The organism is Streptomyces lincolnensis, from assembly GCF_021173675.1.
Classification (GTDB): Bacteria; Actinomycetota; Actinomycetes; order Streptomycetales; family Streptomycetaceae; genus Streptomyces; species Streptomyces lincolnensis_B.
Window position 1 is genome coordinate 1 of sequence record NZ_JAIHON010000031.1, and the last position, 17,328, is coordinate 17,328.

The window sequence follows — 17,328 nt, forward strand, 5'->3', positions numbered from 1 at the left end:
CGTCGACGCCGCCCACCAACGCGGCATGCGCGTCATCATCGACTTCGTCATGAACCACACCAGCGACCAGCACCCGTGGTTCCAGGAGTCCCGCAACAACCCCGACGGCCCCTACGGCGACTACTACATGTGGGCCGACGACGACAAGCAGTACCAGGACGCCCGGATCATCTTCGTCGACACCGAAGTCTCCAACTGGACCTTCGACCCGATCCGCAAGCAGTACTACTGGCACCGCTTCTTCTCCCACCAGCCGGACCTCAACTACGAGAACCCGGCCGTCCAGGAGGAGATCCTGGCCGCCCTGCGGTTCTGGCTGGATCTCGGCATCGACGGCTTCCGGCTCGACGCCGTGCCCTATCTGTACGCGGAAGAGGACACCAACTGCGAGAACCTGCCCGCCACCCACGAGTTCCTCAGGCGCGTCCGCCGTGAGATCGACGCGATGTATCCGGACACCGTGCTGCTGGCGGAGGCCAACCAGTGGCCCGAGGACGTGGTCGACTACTTCGGCGACTACGCCAAGGGCGGCGACGAATGCCATATGGCCTTCCACTTCCCCGTCATGCCGCGCATCTTCATGGCCGTCCGCAGGGAGTCCCGCTACCCGGTCTCGGAAATCCTCGCCAAGACCCCCGCCATCCCCTCGAACTGCCAGTGGGGCATCTTCCTGCGCAACCACGACGAGCTCACCCTCGAAATGGTCACCGACGAGGAACGCGACTACATGTGGGCCGAATACGCGAAAGACCCGCGTATGCGCGCCAACATCGGCATCCGCCGCCGCCTGGCGCCCCTGCTCGACAACGACCGCGACACCATCGAATTGTTCACGGCCCTGCTGCTGTCCCTCCCCGGCTCGCCGATCCTCTACTACGGCGACGAGATCGGCATGGGCGACAACATCTGGCTCGGCGACCGCGACGCCGTCCGCACCCCCATGCAGTGGACCCCCGACCGCAACGCCGGATTCTCCACGGCCGACCCCGGCCGCCTGGTGCTGCCGACCATCATGGACCCGGTCTACGGCCATCAGGTCACCAATGTCGAAGCGTCGATGGCGTCCCCGTCCTCGCTGCTGCACTGGACCCGGCGCATGATCGAGATCCGCAAGCAGAACCCGGCCTTCGGCCTCGGCTCCTACACGGAACTGCAGTCGTCGAACCCTGCTGTGCTGGCTTTCCTGCGCGAAGCCCCCTCGACAGAGGACGGCGGGGACGACGTGGTGCTGTGCGTGAACAACTTCGCCCGGTTCGCGCAGCCGACGGAGCTCGATCTGCGCGAGTTCGCGGGGCGGCACCCGGTCGAACTGTTCGGCGGGGTCCGCTTCCCGGCCATCGGGGAACTGCCGTACCTGCTGACCCTCGGCGGGCACGGCTTCTACTGGTTCCGGCTCTCCCGAGTGGCATCCCGCATCGGTCGACGACTTTGAGCGTGTGCCGACGAAAGGACGCGTCACCATGCCGAAGACCGCATTCCTCCGCCCCGGACGGACGGTCGTCGACGATCCGATGGCTTCGTTCGGCGGTCTGCTGCGCGAGTGGCTGCCCAGGCAGCGCTGGTTCGCGGGCAAGGACCGGCCCGTCACCGAGCTCGGTCTGCTGTCGATGACCGAGCTGTTCCCGGGCTGTCTCCACCTGCTGGTGCAGACCGGCCACGCACCGGTGCCCTCCCCCGGTGGCGGCACCCCGGCCGGCGACTGCTACCAGCTGCTCCTGGGCGTACGCCAGCACCTGTCGCCGCGGCTCGGCCGGGCCCTCATCGGCCGTGCGGAGCAGGGGCCGTTCGCGGGAATGACGGTCTACGACGCCCTGCACGACCCCCGGTCGGCGCAGCTGCTCCTGGAGCGGCTGCGGCATCCGGGGTCGGCCGGCCCCCTGCGGTTCGAACGCGACCCGTCCACGGTCCTGCCGGCCGGGCTGCCGCCCCGGCTGCTGGACGCCGAGCAGTCCAACTCCTCGCTGGTGTACGGCGACGAGTACATCCTGAAGCTGTTCCGGCGCGTCCAGCCCGGGGTCAACCCCGACCTGGAGGTGCCCGGCGCGCTGGCCGGGCAGGGCTGCCGCCGGGTGCCCGCGCCGGTGGCCTGGTTCCGGACGACGTGTCCGCAGGAGGCGACGCTGGGCGTGCTCCAGCCGTATCTGCGGGACGCCTCCGACGGCTGGGCGCTGGCGCTGCGCGCGCTGGCGACCGGGGACGACTTCACCGCGCAGGCCCTCCAGCTGGGGCGGGCCACCGCGGACGTGCACCTCGCGCTGGCCTCCGCGTTCCCCACGGGCCCGCACGACGAGAGCGCCCGTACGGCGGCGGCGATGGCCGAGCGGCTGGACTCCGCGGCGCGCTGCGTACCGGCCCTCAAACCGTTCGTGCCGGGCCTGCTGGGGGCCTTCGGTGCCCTCGTCGCCTGCGATCCGGGGCCGCCCGCCCAGCGCGTCCACGGTGATCTCCACCTGGGGCAGGTGCTGCGGGCCGGGCGGGAGTGGTTCGTCATCGACTTCGAGGGCGAGCCGTCGAGACCGCTGTCCGAACGGCGCACCGCCCAGTCCCCGGTGCGGGACATCGCCGGCATGCTGCGGTCCTTCGACTACGCGGCCCGGCAGCGCCGGCCCTGGCGTCCGGAGTGGGCGCGCCGCTGCCGGGAGGCCTTCTGCGCGGGCTACGCGTCCCGCGCCGGCTGGGACCCGCGCAAGAAGCACGGCCTGCTCCGCGCCTACGAGACGGATCGAGCGGTGTACGAAGTGCTGTACGAGGCCAGGCACCGACCGGACTGGCTCCCCGTTCCCATGGCGGCGATCGAGCGTCTCGCCGTGAGAGGAGACTGACCCGTGGCCCTGCGTGACGACACCTCCCTGCCCGAGCCGTCCGGACCGGCCCGCCCCGGCGCGGCCCCGGCACTGGACCCCGCCGACCGTGGGCGACTGCTGTCGGGCGCGCATCACGACCCGCACGCGCTGCTCGGCGCCCACCCGGCCCCGGGCGGGATCGTCTTCCGGGCCCTGCGCCCGTTCGCCCGCGCGGTGGACGTCGTGGTCGACGGCGTGCGCACACCGCTCGCGTCGGAGGGTGACGGCCTCTTCTCCGGTGTCCTGCCGCTCGACGCGATCCCCGCGTACACCCTGCTGGTGGCGTACGCGGACGGGGAGCAGGAGGTGCACGATCCCTACCGGTTCCTGCCCGCCCTCGGCGAGACCGACCTGCATCTGATCCAGGAGGGGCGGCACGAGCAGCTGTGGCGGGCGCTCGGCGCCGAGCCGATGGTGCACCAGGGCGTGGCCGGCACCCGGTTCACGGTGTGGGCGCCGAACGCCCAAGGGGTGCGGGTCGCCGGGGACTTCACCTTCTGGGACGGGCAGGCCTTCCCGATGCGGTCCCTGGGGTCCTCCGGTGTCTGGGAGCTGTTCCTGCCGGGCATCGCGGAGGGCGCCCGCTACAAGTTCGAGATCACCTCCAGGTACGGCTCCCGGTTCCTCAAGGCCGACCCGATGGCCCGCGGCACCGAGGTTCCGCCCGCGACGGCGTCGATCGTGACCTCCTCGGCGTACGCCTGGGGGGACGAGGAGTGGATGGCCCGGCGCGGGGAAGTGCCCGTGCACCGGGCGCCGTTCTCGGTGTACGAGGTGCATCTGCCGTCCTGGCGAGCGGGACTGACGTACCGTCAACTCGCCGAGGTGCTCCCGGCGTACGTCAAGGACCTCGGTTTCACGCACGTCGAGCTGATGCCGGTCGCCGAGCATCCCTTCGGCGGCTCCTGGGGCTACCAGGTGACCGGGTTCTACGCGCCGACCTCGCGGCTGGGGTCCCCGGACGACTTCAGGTATCTGGTGGACGTGCTGCACCGGGCCGGGATCGGCGTGATCATGGACTGGGTGCCGGCGCACTTCCCCAAGGACGACTGGGCGCTGGCCCGCTTCGACGGGGACCCGCTGTACGAGCCCGGGGACGACCGGCGCGCGGAGCATCCGGACTGGGGGACGTTCGAGTTCGACTTCGGGCGCGTCGAGGTGCGCAACTTCCTGGTCGCCAACGCGGTGTACTGGTGCGAGGAGTTCCACGTCGACGGGCTGCGGGTGGACGCGGTCGCCTCGATGCTCTACCTGGACTACTCGCGTGACTCGGGGCAGTGGACGCCCAATGTGTTCGGTGGCCGCGAGGATCTGGACGCGGTGGCCTTCCTCCAGGAGATGAACGCCACCGTCTACCGGCGGGCTCCGGGCGTGGTGACGATCGCGGAGGAGTCGACGGCCTGGGACGGGGTGACCCGGCCCACGGACAGCGGCGGTCTGGGTTTCGGTCTGAAGTGGAACATGGGCTGGATGCACGACTCGCTCGGCTACATCGGCCACGAGCCCGTCCACCGCAAGTACCACCACCACGAGATGACCTTCTCGATGGTCTACGCCTACAGCGAGAACTACGTCCTGCCGATCTCCCACGACGAGGTCGTGCACGGCAAGCAGGCCCTGGTGTCGAAGATGCCCGGCGACTGGTGGCAGCAGCGCGCCAACCACCGCGCCTATCTGGGCTTCATGTGGGCCCACCCCGGCAAGCAGCTCCTCTTCATGGGCCAGGAGTTCGCCCAGGGAGCCGAGTGGTCCGAGGCCCACGGTCCCGACTGGTGGCTCCTGGACCCGGCCTACGCGGCGGAGCCCGACCACCGGGGAGTGCGGGACCTGGTCCGCGATCTCAACACCGTCTACCGGGGATGCCCCGCCCTCTGGGAGCGCGACACCGACCCCGCCGGCTTCCGATGGGTCGTCGGCGACGCCGCCGAGGACAACGTCTTCGCCTTCCTCCGCTACGACGCCGAAGGCACCCCCCTCCTCGCCGTCTCCAACTTCTCCCCCGTCGTCCGCCACGACTACCGCATCGGCGTCCCCGACGACATCCCCGCCTGGCGGGAGATCCTCAACACCGACGCCGCCGCCTACGGCGGCAGCGACCTGACCGATCCCGGCCTCGCCAAGCCGGAGGACGGGGCCCTCCGGCTCACGCTGCCGCCCCTCGCGACGGTGTGGCTGGTACCGCAGCCCGGCTGAGGCACTCCGGCGGTGACAGGTGTTCGAATGCCCTGACAGGGGCATTCGGGGTCTACACGACCGAGCATTCCACGTCGTCGCCGCCCAGGGGCCACAGAAAGGCTGCATCACGTGCGCACCGTCGGAGTGGAGGAGGAGCTCCTCCTCGTCGACCCGGAGACCGGGGAACCACAGGCGCTGTCCGCGGCCGTCCTCGCGCGGGCCGCGCAGGACGACGCCGACCAGGACGTCTTCGAGAAGGAACTGCACAACCAGATGCTCGAGTTCGCGACGCATCCGCAGTCGGGCATGGAGGAACTGCGGGCGGAGATCGTCCGCTGCCGCAAGGAGGCCGCCCGGCACGCCGAGCAGAGCGGCTGTGCCGTCGCCGCGCTGGCCACCTCGCCGCTGCCCGTGAGCCCCTCGGTGGCCGCGGGCCGGCGCTACCACTGGATGGCGGAGCAGTACGGGATCGCCACCCAGGAGCAGCTGGTCCTCGGCTGTCACGTCCATGTCTCCGTCGCGTCCGACGAGGAGGCCGTCGCCGTCGTCGACCGGATCCAGCCGTGGCTGTCGGTGCTGTCGGCGCTCAGCGCCAACTCCCCCTTCTGGCAGGGGAAGGACACCCTCTACAGCAGCTATCGCAGCCGGGTCTGGCAGCGGTGGCCGTCGGCCGGTCCGACCGAGCCGTTCCGGTCGGCCGAGCGCTATCACCGCAGGGTCGCGGACATGGTGGCGACCGGTGTGATCCTCGACGAGGGGATGATCTACTTCGACGCCCGGCTGTCGCGGCGGTATCCGACGGTGGAGATCCGGGTGTCGGACGTCTGTCTGCACGCCGACACCGCCGTGCTGATCGCCACGCTCGCCCGCGGTCTCGTCGAGACCGCCGCGCGCGAGTGGCGGGCGGGCGTGGAACCGGTGGGGCACAGTGTGAGCCTGCTGCGGCTGGCGTCCTGGCGGGCCGCCCGGTCGGGGCTGTCCGAGGAGCTGCTGCATCCGGTGACCATGCGGCGGATGCCCGCGGAGACGGTGGTGCGGGCCCTGCTGTGTCATGTCGAGGACGCGCTCGCCGACAGCGGCGACCTGGAACGGGCGCGCGGGACCTGCGCCGCGCTGCTGCACGGCGGCGGTGGTGCCCGGGTGCAGCGCGAGCTGATGGAGCGCACGGGGAGTCTCAGGGACGTGGTCACGGAGTGCGTGCGGCACACGCAGTCCTGACCTCCGGGTGCCGGGCCGTGCTCACAGCATGAGCACGATGGCGTAGACCAGGAAGAACGCCGCGATCAGGATGGCCAGGCCGAGGATGAGGGTCAGCGGTGCCTTGGCCCAGCCCTTGGTCGGGTTGTGCGTCTCCCTGGGGCCCGCCTCGGACAGGCTGCTCTCGGCCGGCGGGGTCTCGCCCGGCGGTACGCCGCCGCCCGGTTCCAGACCGGTGGTGCGCTCGGGATCGGGATCAGGGTTCGGATGGCTCATGTCGACCGAGTCCCCCGATCGCGCCGAGATCACCGGCAGGCGACCAGTTCTGCAATCACGGCACCCCGAACGATCGCCTGGGCTAGATTCGGGCACCGAAGATGACCGTACTCGCCCGTGGAGTCACACCCCGTACATGTCAGGAGCAGCGCATGCGCGACGTCGCACTCGCTCCCCCGTCCACCGCTCCCCTGACCGGTGGGCTGGCCGACAGCATCTTCGAGACGGCGGACCGCAGTCCCACCCTGCCGGTGCTCGCCCGCCGGCGGGAGACCTCCCCGTCCGTCTGGGAGGAGGTGACCGCCGTCGAGCTGCGGGACGAGGTGGTGGACCTGGCCAAGGGCCTGATCGCGTCCGGGATCAAGCCCGGACACCGTGTGGCCGTCATGGCCCGCACCCGCTACGAGTGGACGGTGCTCGGCTATGCCCTGTGGGCGGTGGGTGCCGAGGTCGTGCCGATCCATCCCACCGCCTCGCGCGACCAGGTCGAGTGGTTCCTCAGGGACTCCGGCTGTGTGGCCGTCGTGGTCGAGGACGAGCAGGCGGTGATGACGGTCGGCTCGGTGTGCGCGTCCCTGCCCCGGCTGCGGCATGTCTGGCAGCTGGACGCGGGCGCGCTGGACGAGCTGGTGGCGCGGGGCGAGTTCATCCCGCTGGCCACGGTCGACTCGCTGCGCCGGATCGTGCTGCCGGACTCCACCGCGGTCATCGCCTACACCTCCGGTACGACCGGGCACCCGCTGGGCTGCGCGCTGAGCCACCGCGGCCTGGCGAGCCCCTGCGACACCCTGCTGGCGGGCTGGGGCCAGACCGCGGCACCGCCCGGAGAACAGGGGTCCGTCCTGGCCTTCCTGCCGTTCTCCCATGTGTACGGTCTCATGATCCAGGGGGTGTGCCTGCGCGGCGGGCTGCTCATGGGCCACGAGCCCGACCTGGGCGGGGAGTCCCTGTCCGCGGCGCTGCGCTCGTTCCGACCCACCTACTTCTACGGCGTCCCGTCGATCTTCGAGAAGATCTACAAGACCTTTCTGCGCACGGCCCAGCAGAACGGCCGCGGGGCACTGTTCGAACGGGCCGCCGAGACCGCGCGGGACTTCGCCGCCGCGAGCGAACGGCAGCGGCTGGGCGAGGGCCCCGGCCCGGGCTTCGACCTGAGGCTCCAGCACGCCCTGTACGAGCGGACCGTGTACCGCAAGCTGCGCGGCGCCCTCGGCGGCAGAGCCCGCCGCGCCACCTCCGGCGGTTCACCGCTGAACCGGGAGCTCGCGCACTTCTACGAGGGCATCGGCATCTACGTCCACGACGGGTACGGGCTGACCGAGACCTGTGGCGCGATCACCATGCAGCCACTGGGCCGGGAGCGGTCCGGGACCGTCGGGAAGGCGCTGCCGGGCACGGACATCCGGGTGGCCGACGACGGGGAGATCCTGGTGCGCGGCCCGTCGGTGTTCCAGGGGTACGTGGGCGACGCCGCCGCCACCCGGACCGCGATGCCCGCCGGCTGGCTGGCCACCGGGGATCTGGGGCGGCTGGACCCGGAGGGCTATCTGACGATCACCGGCCGCAAGAAGGAGGTCATCATCACCAGCAGCGGCAAGAGCGTCGCCCCTTCCGTGCTGGAACACCGTCTGCGGATGCATCCGCTCGTCCACCAGGCGGTCATCGTGGGCGACAACCGGCCCTGTGTCGGGGCGCTGATCACCCTCGACCCCGAGTTCCTCGCGCACTGGCGGGCGGGCCTGTCGGTGCAGAGCGACACGCCGAGCCGGGAGGCCCGGGAGGAGAACGCGCTGCGGGAGGAGATCGCCCGCGCGGTGGCGGCGGCCAACAGCGCGGTCTCGCGCACCGAGTCCATCCGGGTCTTCCGGGTGCTCCCCGGGCAGTTCGACCTGGCCAGCGGGTTGCTGACGCCGTCGATGAAGCTGCGCCGGGACCGCATCGCGCAGACGTACGCCTTCGAGATCGACGCGATGTACCAGGCGCGCTCGCGTCCCTCCCGGCAGCGTCTGCCGGACGACCTCGCGAGCTGGGACGACGCGGACAACGTGTTCCGCTGAGAACGCCGCGAACACCTCCACGCACCCGGCACACGGAGCGCGCGTAGGCTCCGCGCCCACGGGAACACGCAACAGTGCGACGCATGAGGAAACAAGAGCAGGAAGAGCGGAGCAAGTACGACAGCCCTGCTGACGCCGGGCCGGAAAGGCGACATGGCAACCGAGCCGCGTTGGGACAAGACACTGACTTCCGAGGCGATCCCGAGCCGCTGCACCAGTTTTGCGGGCGAGCCGCAGAACGTGACGGGTGCGCGCCTCGCCGCGGAGGAATTCCTCCGTGACCTCGCACGGGCCGCTCCGCCGGCGGCCCCCGAGTACTGGGACGACATCCTCCTGGTCGTCACGGAACTGGCGGCGAACGCGATCCAGTACGCCCCCGGTCCGTTCGCGGTGCGGATGCGCCGGACCTTCGACGGTGTGCACGTGACGGTGCACGACACCAGCACCACACCGCCCGCACCGCGCCCCTTCGATCCGCGCAGCGGCGGGGGCGGTATCGGCTGGCATCTGGTCCACGCCCTGTGCGACCAGGTCAGCGTGGTCACCGACGAGCACGGCAAGGACGTCCACGTGTTCCTGCCCTGGTGACCCGCCCGGCGGGCCCGGACCGCGCCGGACCTAGACGGCGGGACTCGGCCGCAGCGGCACCAGGACGCTGATCGTCTTGCCGCCCGTGCGCCGCCGGTCGACGCAGATCTCGCGGGCCAGCCGGATGATCAGGGGCCAGCCGTAGCCGCTGCCCCGGTGCCCGCGGGGAAAGGCACCGGGCCCGAGGACCACGTCGGGGATGACGTCGCTGTGGTCGTGCACGGTCAGCCGCACCCCGTCCTCGGTGGGTGTCACCTCGAACCCGGCCAGTCCGCCGCCGTGCCGGATGGCGTTGGTGACCAGCTCCGAGACGACCAGCAGCAGGTCGATGACGTCCTCCCGGCGCGCCCTGCGGGAGGGGGACTCCCACCCCTCGCACACCACGCGCTGCGTGTGGGCGCGCGCGGTCGCCGGGCTGGTCACCGGGGGCGTCCCGGCACGGGTGTGGTCGAAGAGCGCGGGTCCTGCCGCGTCGGTCGCGTCCATGGCTGTCGTCCCTGTGATCCCTCCGGCCGGCGGCGGGGCCCCGGCCGTCAGACCGCGGTCCTCCTGCGCGGTGGGAGCCGATGGTAGTAGTCGCCGACGGCCGCCAGGTACGCCGGGTCCCTGGTCTCGCTGTCGGTCCGGAAACGGGGCGCCGCCTTCACCTCTCCCCCGCTGCAGGACAGCGTGATCCTGCGGCCCCGTGTGTCGATCGCGGTGACGACCCCCACGGGGACCAGGACGCTCCTGCCGAACAGCCACACACCGGTGTCGACGACCAGGTGCCGCATGCCTGCGGGCTGCGCCTGCCGGTCCACCCGCCCCAGGGTGCCGTCGTCGGCGGCGACGGTGAAGCCCGTCAGGTCCTGCCCTTCGACGTACCCGCTGTCCGGCGCGTACGACCAGATTCTGTCCACGGCCACGCTGCCCCTTCCTTCCGAGCGGTTCACCGGTCCCGGGCCGCCGGGCGGACGTATTCGCCCATCGGCCTCCACAGCAGCAAATACCCGTCTCCCGCACGCGCATTCGGCAAGCCGGGCCCCGAAAGCGGTAGTACTCCCTCCGCCTGCGCGGTGTCACCGCCTCCCGGGCATGCGGGACGGTTTCAGGGGTATGCGCGGGTGCGCGGTGAAAACGGTGAACCGACAACCGACAGGGAGAGGTTGATCACGCCGCGGGAAGGAAGCGGACGCGCATCGAAGCCGCGGCCGGGGGTAACCAGCCCTGGCCGTCAGCACTCGTAGGAGGTACTCGTGCCCCTTGCCCAGAACCCGTTGTCCGTCGAGGTCACTCTTCCTCGTGAGGACGTGGCCCTGATCAGGGTCGAAGGCTATCTGGACGTCGACACCGCGACCGAGTTCCAGCACCACCTGGCCAACCAGCTCCACCACGGCCGGCGCCACTTCCTGCTGGATCTCTCGGCCGTGCCGTTCATGGACTCGTCCGGCATGAACATCATCCTGCGGGTGTACCAGGAGGCCCGGGAGATACCGGGCAGCGTGCACATCATCTCGCCCGCCCCGGCCGTCCGCAGGATCCTCGATCTCACGGGCGTCAGCATCACCGTGCCGGTCTCCGAAAGCTTCGACGAGGCACTCGAACGCGCGGACGCCGGGGCCGGGCAGGTCGAGCAGGACGGACAACAGACCTGATCCGGACGGCAGTTAAAGTGGTCGTCCGGCAAGGTCACAGCGCTGTCCCGGTACCGCCGACGGGCCCGGCGCGACGGGACACCAAGGCGGAGAAGGAGTGCGACAGGTGCCGGAGCACGAAGCGCTGGGGGAACACGGATCGCCGGCACGGGAGGTCGGGGAGTTCCTGCGCCGCCGCGGTGAGCAGATCGCCCAGCGATGGGCCGACGAACCCCTCTTCCGAACGGTGTTCACCGTCTCCCGGGACGAGGCGGTGGAGGCGGGCAAGATCGTCGTCGACGCGTTGGCGCAGGTCGCCGACACGGACCAGGTGCACGATCCCGATGCCGCCGGATTCACCCTGGTCCGCGAGCAGTTGTCCCGGATGGGCGCGGCCCGCTCCCGGGCCGGCTTCACCACCGCCCAGGTCTCCAACGACGTGGACGCGCTGCGTCCGCCCGTCGAGAACCTGCTGGTCTCCGACCTGCCCGACGCCCCGAGCGACCTGGTCCGGGGCTGCACGACGGCGCTCACCGTGCTGATGGGCACCCTGCGGCTGGTCGTCCTGGAGACGGCGCTGAGCGAGGGTCAGGCCCTCATCGAGCGGCAGCGGTTGCAGCTGCTGGAGGTGGCTACCCCGGTGATCAAGCTGTGGGACGGCATCGTGGCCGTCCCGCTGATCGGGACGCTCGACAGCGCGCGCAGCCAGGTCGTGATGGAGACCCTGCTGGAGGCGGTGGTCGACCAGCACGCCCGGTTCGCGATCCTCGACATCACCGGTGTGCCGACCGTGGACTCCCTGGTGGCGCAGCATCTGATGAAGACGGTCGCGGCCGCCCGGCTGATGGGCGCGGAGTGCGTCGTCTCCGGCATCCGGCCCGCCATCGCGCAGACCATCGTCCACCTGGGCCTGGACCTCGGCACGGTGATCACCCGGGCGAGCCTGGCCGACGCGCTGGCGTACGCGCTGCACGAGCTGGGGGCCGACATCGTCAACGCGACGCCCGGCGGTGCGGGTCGACGGTGAGCCACGACTTCTCCCGTCAGATGACGGGCCATGTGCCGGTCCTCCGGCTCGGCGACGTCCTCCTGGTCACCCTTCAGGGGGATCTCGACGACAGCACGGCACAGCAGCTTCAGCAGGACATCGGCGAGGCCATCGTCGACAGCGGGGTGACCGGTGTGGTCATCGACATCTCCGGTGTCGAGATCGTCGACTCCTTCCTGGGCCGGGTGCTGGCCGAGATCGCGGCCAACGCCTCGCTGCTGGCCGCGCGGACCGTGGTGGCCGGTATGCGGCCCGCGGTGGCGATCACGCTGGTGGAGCTGGGCCTGACGCTTCCCGGGCTGCGGACCGCGCTCACCACGGAGGCGGCCCTGGAGCTGTTGTCGGGACAGCAGCCGGTCACGCGTGCCGGCGGCTCGGGCCGGGAGCGCCGGTGATGCGGACAGCGGCGGGCGTCGAGGCCTGCTTGCCGATCCGTTCGGACATGGACCTGGTGTGGGTGCGCCAGCACGTGCGCCAGGCGGCCGGCCGGCTCGGCTTCGGGCTGGTGGAGCAGACCAAGCTGGTCACCGCGGCCAGCGAGCTGGCCCGCAACACGCTGGTGCACGGCGGGGGCGGGCAGATGGAGACGGCGCCCGTGTCCGACGGGCCGGTACGGGGGCTGCGGCTGACCTTCTCCGACGAGGGGCCGGGCATCCCGGACCTGGAGCGGGCCCTGACCGACGGCTACACCTCCGGCGACGGTCTGGGCATGGGCCTGGGCGGCGCGCGGCGGCTGGTGCACTCCTTCACCGTCGACAGCACCCCCGGCGTCGGCACCACGGTCACGGTGGTCTCCTGGGCGAGCAGGGCACCGCGGTCACGCGAGGGGCACTGATGCCACGGGTGTGGGAGGTACCGGTCCACGACTCCACCCGGGTGCGCGACGCCCGGGTGGCCGCCGAGCACGCGGCCGATCTGGCCGGGCTCGCCGAGCCGCGCAAGGCGGCGGCCGCGCTGGTGGCGACCGAACTGGCCACCAACCTGCTCAAGCACGCCGGGGGCGGCCACGTCCTCATGGAGGTCGTGCCCGCGCCGGTCCCGGGGACCGACGTCACGGTGGTGCAGATCGCCGCGATCGACCACGGGCCGGGCATGCCCGATGTCGCCGCCGCCCTGCGCGACGGGTTCTCGACGACCCGGTCCCTCGGGGCCGGGCTCGGCACCTGCCGCCGGATAAGCGACGACTTCGACGTGCACAGCACGGCCGGGCGGGGCACGGTCGCGGTGGCCCGGGTCGGTGCCGGGCTCAAGGGCCCGACGCCGCCCGGCGCGGTGCGGGCCGGCGGGATCAACGTGCCCTTCGCGGGCGCGGAGCAGTCGGGGGACGCCTGGGCGTGTGCCCGGGCGGGAGACCGGGTGACGCTGATGCTGGCCGACGGGCTGGGACACGGTCCGGAGGCCGCCCGTGCGTCGACGGCGGCGGCGCAGGCCCTGCACCGTGCGGCGCACCTGCCGCCCTCCGAGGCGCTGGTGCACCTGGACACGGCGCTGCGGGACACCCGGGGCGCGGCCGTCGCGGTGGCCCAGGTCGACACCCGAGCCGGTCTGCTGCGGTTCGCCGGCCTCGGCAACATCGGTGCGCGGCTGCGGGAGGGCGACGGCTGGCGTTCGCTGCTGTCGCGGCCCGGCATCGTGGGCGTCCACCGGCGCGCGACCCTGCGGGAGGACCGTCTGCCGTGGGCGGCCGACCGGATGCTGATCCTGCACAGCGACGGCCTGCCCAGTCGCTGGACGCCGCCGACCGACCCGCGGCTGTCGGCGGTGGACCCGGCCGTCGTGGCCGCCGTGACCGTGCGCGACGCGAGCAGCCCCGCCCGGCCGGTGCGGGACGACACGGCCGTGGTGGTGCTGGCTCCGACTCCGCCGGAGGGTCCATGACGCGCAGTTGGCAGATCACCGGTGTCGTGGACGCGGCCCGGGCCCGTATCGCGACCGCCCGGCTGGCCGCCGCCTACGGGGTGCCCGCCCTGGAGCGCACCCGGCTGACCACCGCGCTCAGCGCACAGCTGCGGCAGTGCCTCACCAAGGGCGGCGCCTGGCAGCTGACGCTGGACGCCACGGCCGCGCCCGCCGAGGAGGGGCTGCTGCACCTCGTGGTGAGCCCGGTGCCCGGCTCCGGTGCCGCCGCGCAGCCGCCGTGGCGGACCACGGTGCGCTGCCCCGAGGCGGCGGACCCGGCGGGCGCGGCCACGGTGGCGGACGACCCGGCGGTGCTGGCCGAGGCGCTGCTGGGTGCCGACGAGGACACCGCGCTGGTACTGGAGAGACTCACCCAGCAGGAGGAGCTGGTCGCCTTCCACCGGGAGGAGCTGCATCAGACCAACCAGGGCGTGCTGGCCCTGCACGCCGAGCTGGACGCCGCCGGGCGGGCCCAGCGCGAGGCCTTCGCCGCCGAACGCAGGGCGCGCACCGAGGCGGAGAGCGCCCGTCGGCGGCTGCTGTTCCTGGCGGACGCCAGCGCGGTGCTGACGGCGTCGCTGAACCACGACGAGATCGTGCGCCGGCTGCCCGAGCTGCTGGTGCCCGAGTACGCCCGCAGCGTGGACATCTGGCTGTTCGACAGCGACGGGGACCGGCGGCCGCCCGCTCCGCACCCGGCCGCCGCCGTGCTCGCCGCCCGCACCGGGCGACCGCAGTACGCCGCCGACCATCCCGGCGGCCTGCCCGGCGTCGACGACCAGCCGCCCTCGGCCCTGGACCCCGGCCGCCCCCTGCTGTGCGTCCCGCTGCCGACCCGCCGGGCCCCGCTGGGCGTCCTCACCCTGTCGCCGCCCGGCGACCGCTGGGACCCGGACGACGCCGTGATGCTGATCGAGCTCACCCGGCGGGCCAGCATCGCCATGGACAACGCCCGCCGCTTCGAGCACAACCGGGACATCGCCGAGACGCTCCAGCGCGCCCTGCTCACGGAGCTGCCCACCACGCCGGGCCTCAGCCTGGCCGCCCGGTATCTGCCGGCCACCCACGGCCTGAACATCGGCGGTGACTGGTACGACGCCTTCCGGCAGCCCGACGGCAGCCTGATCACCGTGATCGGCGACGTGACCGGGCACGGTCTGCACGCGGCCGTGATGATGAGCCAGCTGCGCACCGCGCTGCGCGCCCACGCCGTCGACGGCGGCAGTCCCGGCCAGCTGCTGACCCGGCTGCACACCTTCCTGCACCATCTCCAGCCGGATCTGTACGCCACCGCCGTCATCGCCCGGTTCCGCCCCGGCGACCCCACCCTGACCTGGGCGGCCGCCGGCCATCCACCGCCGGTGCTGCGCACCCCGGACGGCCGGGTGCACACGCTGGACGCCAAACCGGGCGCCATGCTCGGCATCCCGCTGCGGCAGCAGATCGCCGACCACACCGCGCCGCTGGCGCCCGGTTCGACGCTGGCGCTGTACACGGACGGCCTGGTGGAGCGGCGTGCGCAGGGGATAGACCCGGGGATCGAGCGGCTGGCCGAGGCGCTCGGCTCGTTCGGCTCGGCGGAGCTGGAGAGGGATCTGGAGGGCTCGGCGGACCGGATCCTCACTCCCCTGCTGAGCGACTCCGAACGCGACGACGACGTGTGCCTGCTGCTGTGTCACCTGGCCGCGTGAGTCCGCCCGCGGTCCCGCCGCCCCGCCTCCCGAGGCCTCGGGAAGCGCGTCCGCCCCACGATCTTCACGATCGCCCCGGTGCGCTTCGGCGGCCGGGCGGGCATGGTGGTGCTCGACGCGTTCGTCCGCCGCGATCACGGGCAGGCGAATGGCGTTCGAAGGCAGACCGCCTGGAGCCGCAGAAAGGGATGAACACCGTGACACGACCCAGGATCCTGGTGGTCGGCGCAGGCTTCGCCGGCGTGGAGTGCGTCCGCCGTCTGGAGCGGAAGCTCTCCCCCGACGAAGCCGACGTCACTTTGGTGACGCCGTTCGCCTACCAGCTCTATCTGCCCCTGCTGCCCCAGGTCGCCTCCGGCGTGCTGACACCGCAGTCGATCGCCGTCTCCCTGCGCCGCAGCAAGAAGTACCGCACCCGGATCATCCCGGGCGGCGCGATCGGCGTGGACCTCAAGGCGAAGGTCTGCGTCATCCGCACCATCAACGGGGAGATCGTCGACCAGCCCTACGACTACATCGTGCTGGCTCCCGGCAGCGTCACCCGCACCTTCGACATCCCGGGCCTGACCGACCACGCCTTCGGCATGAAGACGCTGGCGGAGGCGGCCTACGTCCGCGACCACGTCATCTCGCAGCTGGACCTCGCCGACTCCAGCCACGACGAGGCGGAGCGGGCCGCCCGGCTGCAGTTCGTGGTGGTGGGCGGCGGCTACGCCGGCACCGAGACCGCGGCCTGTCTGCAACGCCTCACGCACGCGGCCGTCAAGCGCTACCCGCGCATCGACCCGGGCCTGATCAAGTGGCATCTGATCGACATCGCGCCGAAGCTGATGCCGGAGCTGGGCGACAAGCTGGGCCGCAGTGCCCAGGAGATCCTGGGCAGGCGCGGTATCGACATCTCCCTCGGCGTCTCCATCGCCAAGGCGGGTCCCGAGGAGGTCACCTTCACCGACGGCCGGGTGATCCCCACCCGCACCCTGATCTGGACCGCCGGTGTGGTCGCGAGCCCGCTCATCGCCACCCTCGGCGCGGAGACGGTGCGGGGCCGGCTGGCCGTCACCGCCGACATGAACCTGCCGGGCCACGACGGGGTGTTCGCGCTCGGCGACGCCGCAGCGGTGCCCGACGAGGCCAAGGGCGAGGACGGCGCCATCTGCCCGCCCACCGCGCAGCACGCGATGCGCCAGGGCAAGCACGTCGCCGACAACGTCATCGCCACGCTGCGTGGCATGCCGAGGACGCCGTACACGCACAAGGACCTCGGTCTGGTCGTCGACCTGGGCGGCAAGGACGCCGTCTCCAAGCCGCTCGGCATCGAACTGCGCGGTGTGCCCGCGCAGGCGGTGGCGCGCGGTTACCACTGGTCGGCCCTGCGCACGAACGTGGCCAAGACGCGCGTGATGACGAACTGGGTGCTCAACGCCCTTGCCGGCGACGACTTCGTCCGTACCGGGTTCCAGTCCCGCAAGCCCGCCACGCTGAAGGACTTCGAGTACACCAACTCGTATCTGACGCCGGAGCAGGTGCGGGCGCACGTGGACGGCAGCGAGCGGCAGGACTGACGCCCGCGCGCCTGTGACGTGGTTCACTCCCGACCGCCGATCACTTTCCCCGTGGTCGGCGGTCGTAGGAGGGACAGCACGACGTCACACCGAAAGGACCCCGTAGTGGCCGAGAATGTGAAGGGCCCCGCGAGCTACTTCCCGTCCATCGAGAAGAAGTACGGCCGCCCGATCGCCGAGTGGCAGGAGCTGATCCGTTCCTCGCCGCTGACCGGGCACATGCAGCTGGTCGCCTGGCTCAAGTCCGAGCACGCCCTGGGGCACGGCCACGCCAACGCCCTGGTGGCGCACACCCTCGCGGAGGGCAGGGGCAGGTGATCCGGACGGGTCTGCCATGCTGAGACGTGGATCTTGACCTGACACGGGAGTGAGTGCGGCG

Annotated in this window: 17 protein-coding genes; 14 read left to right on the top strand and 3 right to left on the bottom strand. The window is 71.9% G+C overall.

The features are described 5' to 3' along the window. The 4 genes from treS to K4B79_RS46860 all read left to right on the top strand — a co-directional run. A partial coding sequence (gene treS / locus K4B79_RS46845) for a maltose alpha-D-glucosyltransferase (protein WP_232033603.1) occupies positions 1–1,432 on the top strand: 1,432 nt, incomplete at its 5' end. A gap of 28 nt (positions 1,433–1,460) precedes the next feature. Next, positions 1,461–2,822, top strand: coding sequence for a maltokinase N-terminal cap-like domain-containing protein (locus K4B79_RS46850; RefSeq protein WP_232033604.1), 1,362 nt, complete (start codon positions 1,461–1,463; stop codon positions 2,820–2,822). Between the two features lie 3 nt (positions 2,823–2,825). After that, positions 2,826–5,036, top strand: a complete 2,211-nt coding sequence (glgB, locus tag K4B79_RS46855) for a 1,4-alpha-glucan branching enzyme (RefSeq protein WP_232033605.1) — start codon at positions 2,826–2,828, stop codon at positions 5,034–5,036. A gap of 111 nt (positions 5,037–5,147) precedes the next feature. Further along, the gene (locus tag K4B79_RS46860; RefSeq protein WP_232033606.1) at positions 5,148–6,236 is read left to right on the top strand and encodes a glutamate--cysteine ligase 2; all 1,089 of its coding nucleotides are present in this window, start codon (positions 5,148–5,150) and stop codon (positions 6,234–6,236) included. Between the two features lie 21 nt (positions 6,237–6,257). On the opposite strand, the gene K4B79_RS46865 is transcribed toward K4B79_RS46860, so the two are convergent. Beyond that, positions 6,258–6,491 carry a DUF6480 family protein gene (locus K4B79_RS46865; RefSeq protein ID WP_232033607.1) on the bottom strand — a complete coding sequence of 78 codons (234 nt, stop codon included), beginning with the start codon at positions 6,489–6,491 and terminating at the stop codon, positions 6,258–6,260. A gap of 152 nt (positions 6,492–6,643) precedes the next feature. On the opposite strand from K4B79_RS46865, the gene K4B79_RS46870 reads away from it, so the two are divergent. Next, positions 6,644–8,548, top strand: a complete 1,905-nt coding sequence (locus K4B79_RS46870; protein ID WP_232033608.1) for an AMP-dependent synthetase/ligase — start codon at positions 6,644–6,646, stop codon at positions 8,546–8,548. Between the two features lie 153 nt (positions 8,549–8,701). Continuing rightward, complete coding sequence (locus K4B79_RS46875) at positions 8,702–9,136, top strand: ATP-binding protein (protein ID WP_232033609.1); 435 nt, start codon at positions 8,702–8,704, stop codon at positions 9,134–9,136. Between the two features lie 30 nt (positions 9,137–9,166). On the opposite strand, the gene K4B79_RS46880 is transcribed toward K4B79_RS46875, so the two are convergent. Beyond that, the gene (locus K4B79_RS46880; RefSeq protein ID WP_232033610.1) at positions 9,167–9,622 is read right to left on the bottom strand and encodes an ATP-binding protein; all 456 of its coding nucleotides are present in this window, start codon (positions 9,620–9,622) and stop codon (positions 9,167–9,169) included. Between the two features lie 47 nt (positions 9,623–9,669). After that, complete coding sequence (locus K4B79_RS46885) at positions 9,670–10,041, bottom strand: PRC-barrel domain containing protein (protein WP_232033611.1); 372 nt, start codon at positions 10,039–10,041, stop codon at positions 9,670–9,672. Between the two features lie 330 nt (positions 10,042–10,371). Here K4B79_RS46885 and K4B79_RS46890 point away from each other — a divergent pair, with 330 nt between their 5' ends. From K4B79_RS46890 to K4B79_RS46925, 8 genes are all read left to right on the top strand, one after another. Beyond that, a complete protein-coding gene (locus K4B79_RS46890) occupies positions 10,372–10,770 on the top strand; it encodes an STAS domain-containing protein (protein WP_232033612.1) in 399 nt (132 codons plus the stop codon). A 106-nt stretch (positions 10,771–10,876) separates the two neighbouring features. After that, positions 10,877–11,776, top strand: coding sequence for an STAS domain-containing protein (locus tag K4B79_RS46895; RefSeq protein ID WP_232033613.1), 900 nt, complete (start codon positions 10,877–10,879; stop codon positions 11,774–11,776). Further along, a complete protein-coding gene (locus K4B79_RS46900) occupies positions 11,773–12,192 on the top strand; it encodes an STAS domain-containing protein (protein WP_232033614.1) in 420 nt (139 codons plus the stop codon). The genes K4B79_RS46895 and K4B79_RS46900 overlap by 4 nt, the downstream gene beginning before the upstream one ends. Beyond that, positions 12,192–12,632: an anti-sigma regulatory factor gene (locus tag K4B79_RS46905; protein WP_232033615.1), complete on the top strand. Its 441-nt coding sequence runs from the start codon at positions 12,192–12,194 to the stop codon at positions 12,630–12,632. The genes K4B79_RS46900 and K4B79_RS46905 overlap by 1 nt, the downstream gene beginning before the upstream one ends. After that, the gene (locus tag K4B79_RS46910; RefSeq protein WP_232033616.1) at positions 12,632–13,675 is read left to right on the top strand and encodes an ATP-binding SpoIIE family protein phosphatase; all 1,044 of its coding nucleotides are present in this window, start codon (positions 12,632–12,634) and stop codon (positions 13,673–13,675) included. Before K4B79_RS46905 ends, K4B79_RS46910 begins: the two co-directional genes overlap by 1 nt. After that, positions 13,672–15,387 carry a PP2C family protein-serine/threonine phosphatase gene (locus K4B79_RS46915; protein WP_232033617.1) on the top strand — a complete coding sequence of 572 codons (1,716 nt, stop codon included), beginning with the start codon at positions 13,672–13,674 and terminating at the stop codon, positions 15,385–15,387. Before K4B79_RS46910 ends, K4B79_RS46915 begins: the two co-directional genes overlap by 4 nt. A gap of 188 nt (positions 15,388–15,575) precedes the next feature. Next, on the top strand, positions 15,576–16,949 hold the full coding sequence (locus K4B79_RS46920) for an NAD(P)/FAD-dependent oxidoreductase (protein WP_232033618.1): 1,374 nt from the start codon (positions 15,576–15,578) through the stop codon (positions 16,947–16,949). A gap of 105 nt (positions 16,950–17,054) precedes the next feature. After that, positions 17,055–17,267, top strand: a complete 213-nt coding sequence (locus tag K4B79_RS46925) for a DUF4287 domain-containing protein (protein ID WP_232033619.1) — start codon at positions 17,055–17,057, stop codon at positions 17,265–17,267. Positions 17,268–17,328: the final 61 nt, after the last annotated feature.

What these genes read in the sequence shown, in the direction of transcription:
- K4B79_RS46850 (WP_232033604.1), top strand. Translation starts at nt 1,461, where the DNA reads ATGCCGAAGACCGCATTCCTCCGCCCCGGACGGACGGTCGTCGACGAT.
- K4B79_RS46865 (WP_232033607.1), bottom strand. Translation starts at nt 6,491, where the DNA reads ATGAGCCATCCGAACCCTGATCCCGATCCCGAGCGCACCACCGGTCTG.
- K4B79_RS46870 (WP_232033608.1), top strand. Translation starts at nt 6,644, where the DNA reads ATGCGCGACGTCGCACTCGCTCCCCCGTCCACCGCTCCCCTGACCGGT.
- K4B79_RS46875 (WP_232033609.1), top strand. Translation starts at nt 8,702, where the DNA reads ATGGCAACCGAGCCGCGTTGGGACAAGACACTGACTTCCGAGGCGATC.
- K4B79_RS46880 (WP_232033610.1), bottom strand. Translation starts at nt 9,622, where the DNA reads ATGGACGCGACCGACGCGGCAGGACCCGCGCTCTTCGACCACACCCGT.
- K4B79_RS46905 (WP_232033615.1), top strand. Translation starts at nt 12,192, where the DNA reads ATGCGGACAGCGGCGGGCGTCGAGGCCTGCTTGCCGATCCGTTCGGAC.
- K4B79_RS46910 (WP_232033616.1), top strand. Translation starts at nt 12,632, where the DNA reads ATGCCACGGGTGTGGGAGGTACCGGTCCACGACTCCACCCGGGTGCGC.
- K4B79_RS46915 (WP_232033617.1), top strand. Translation starts at nt 13,672, where the DNA reads ATGACGCGCAGTTGGCAGATCACCGGTGTCGTGGACGCGGCCCGGGCC.
- K4B79_RS46920 (WP_232033618.1), top strand. Translation starts at nt 15,576, where the DNA reads ATGAACACCGTGACACGACCCAGGATCCTGGTGGTCGGCGCAGGCTTC.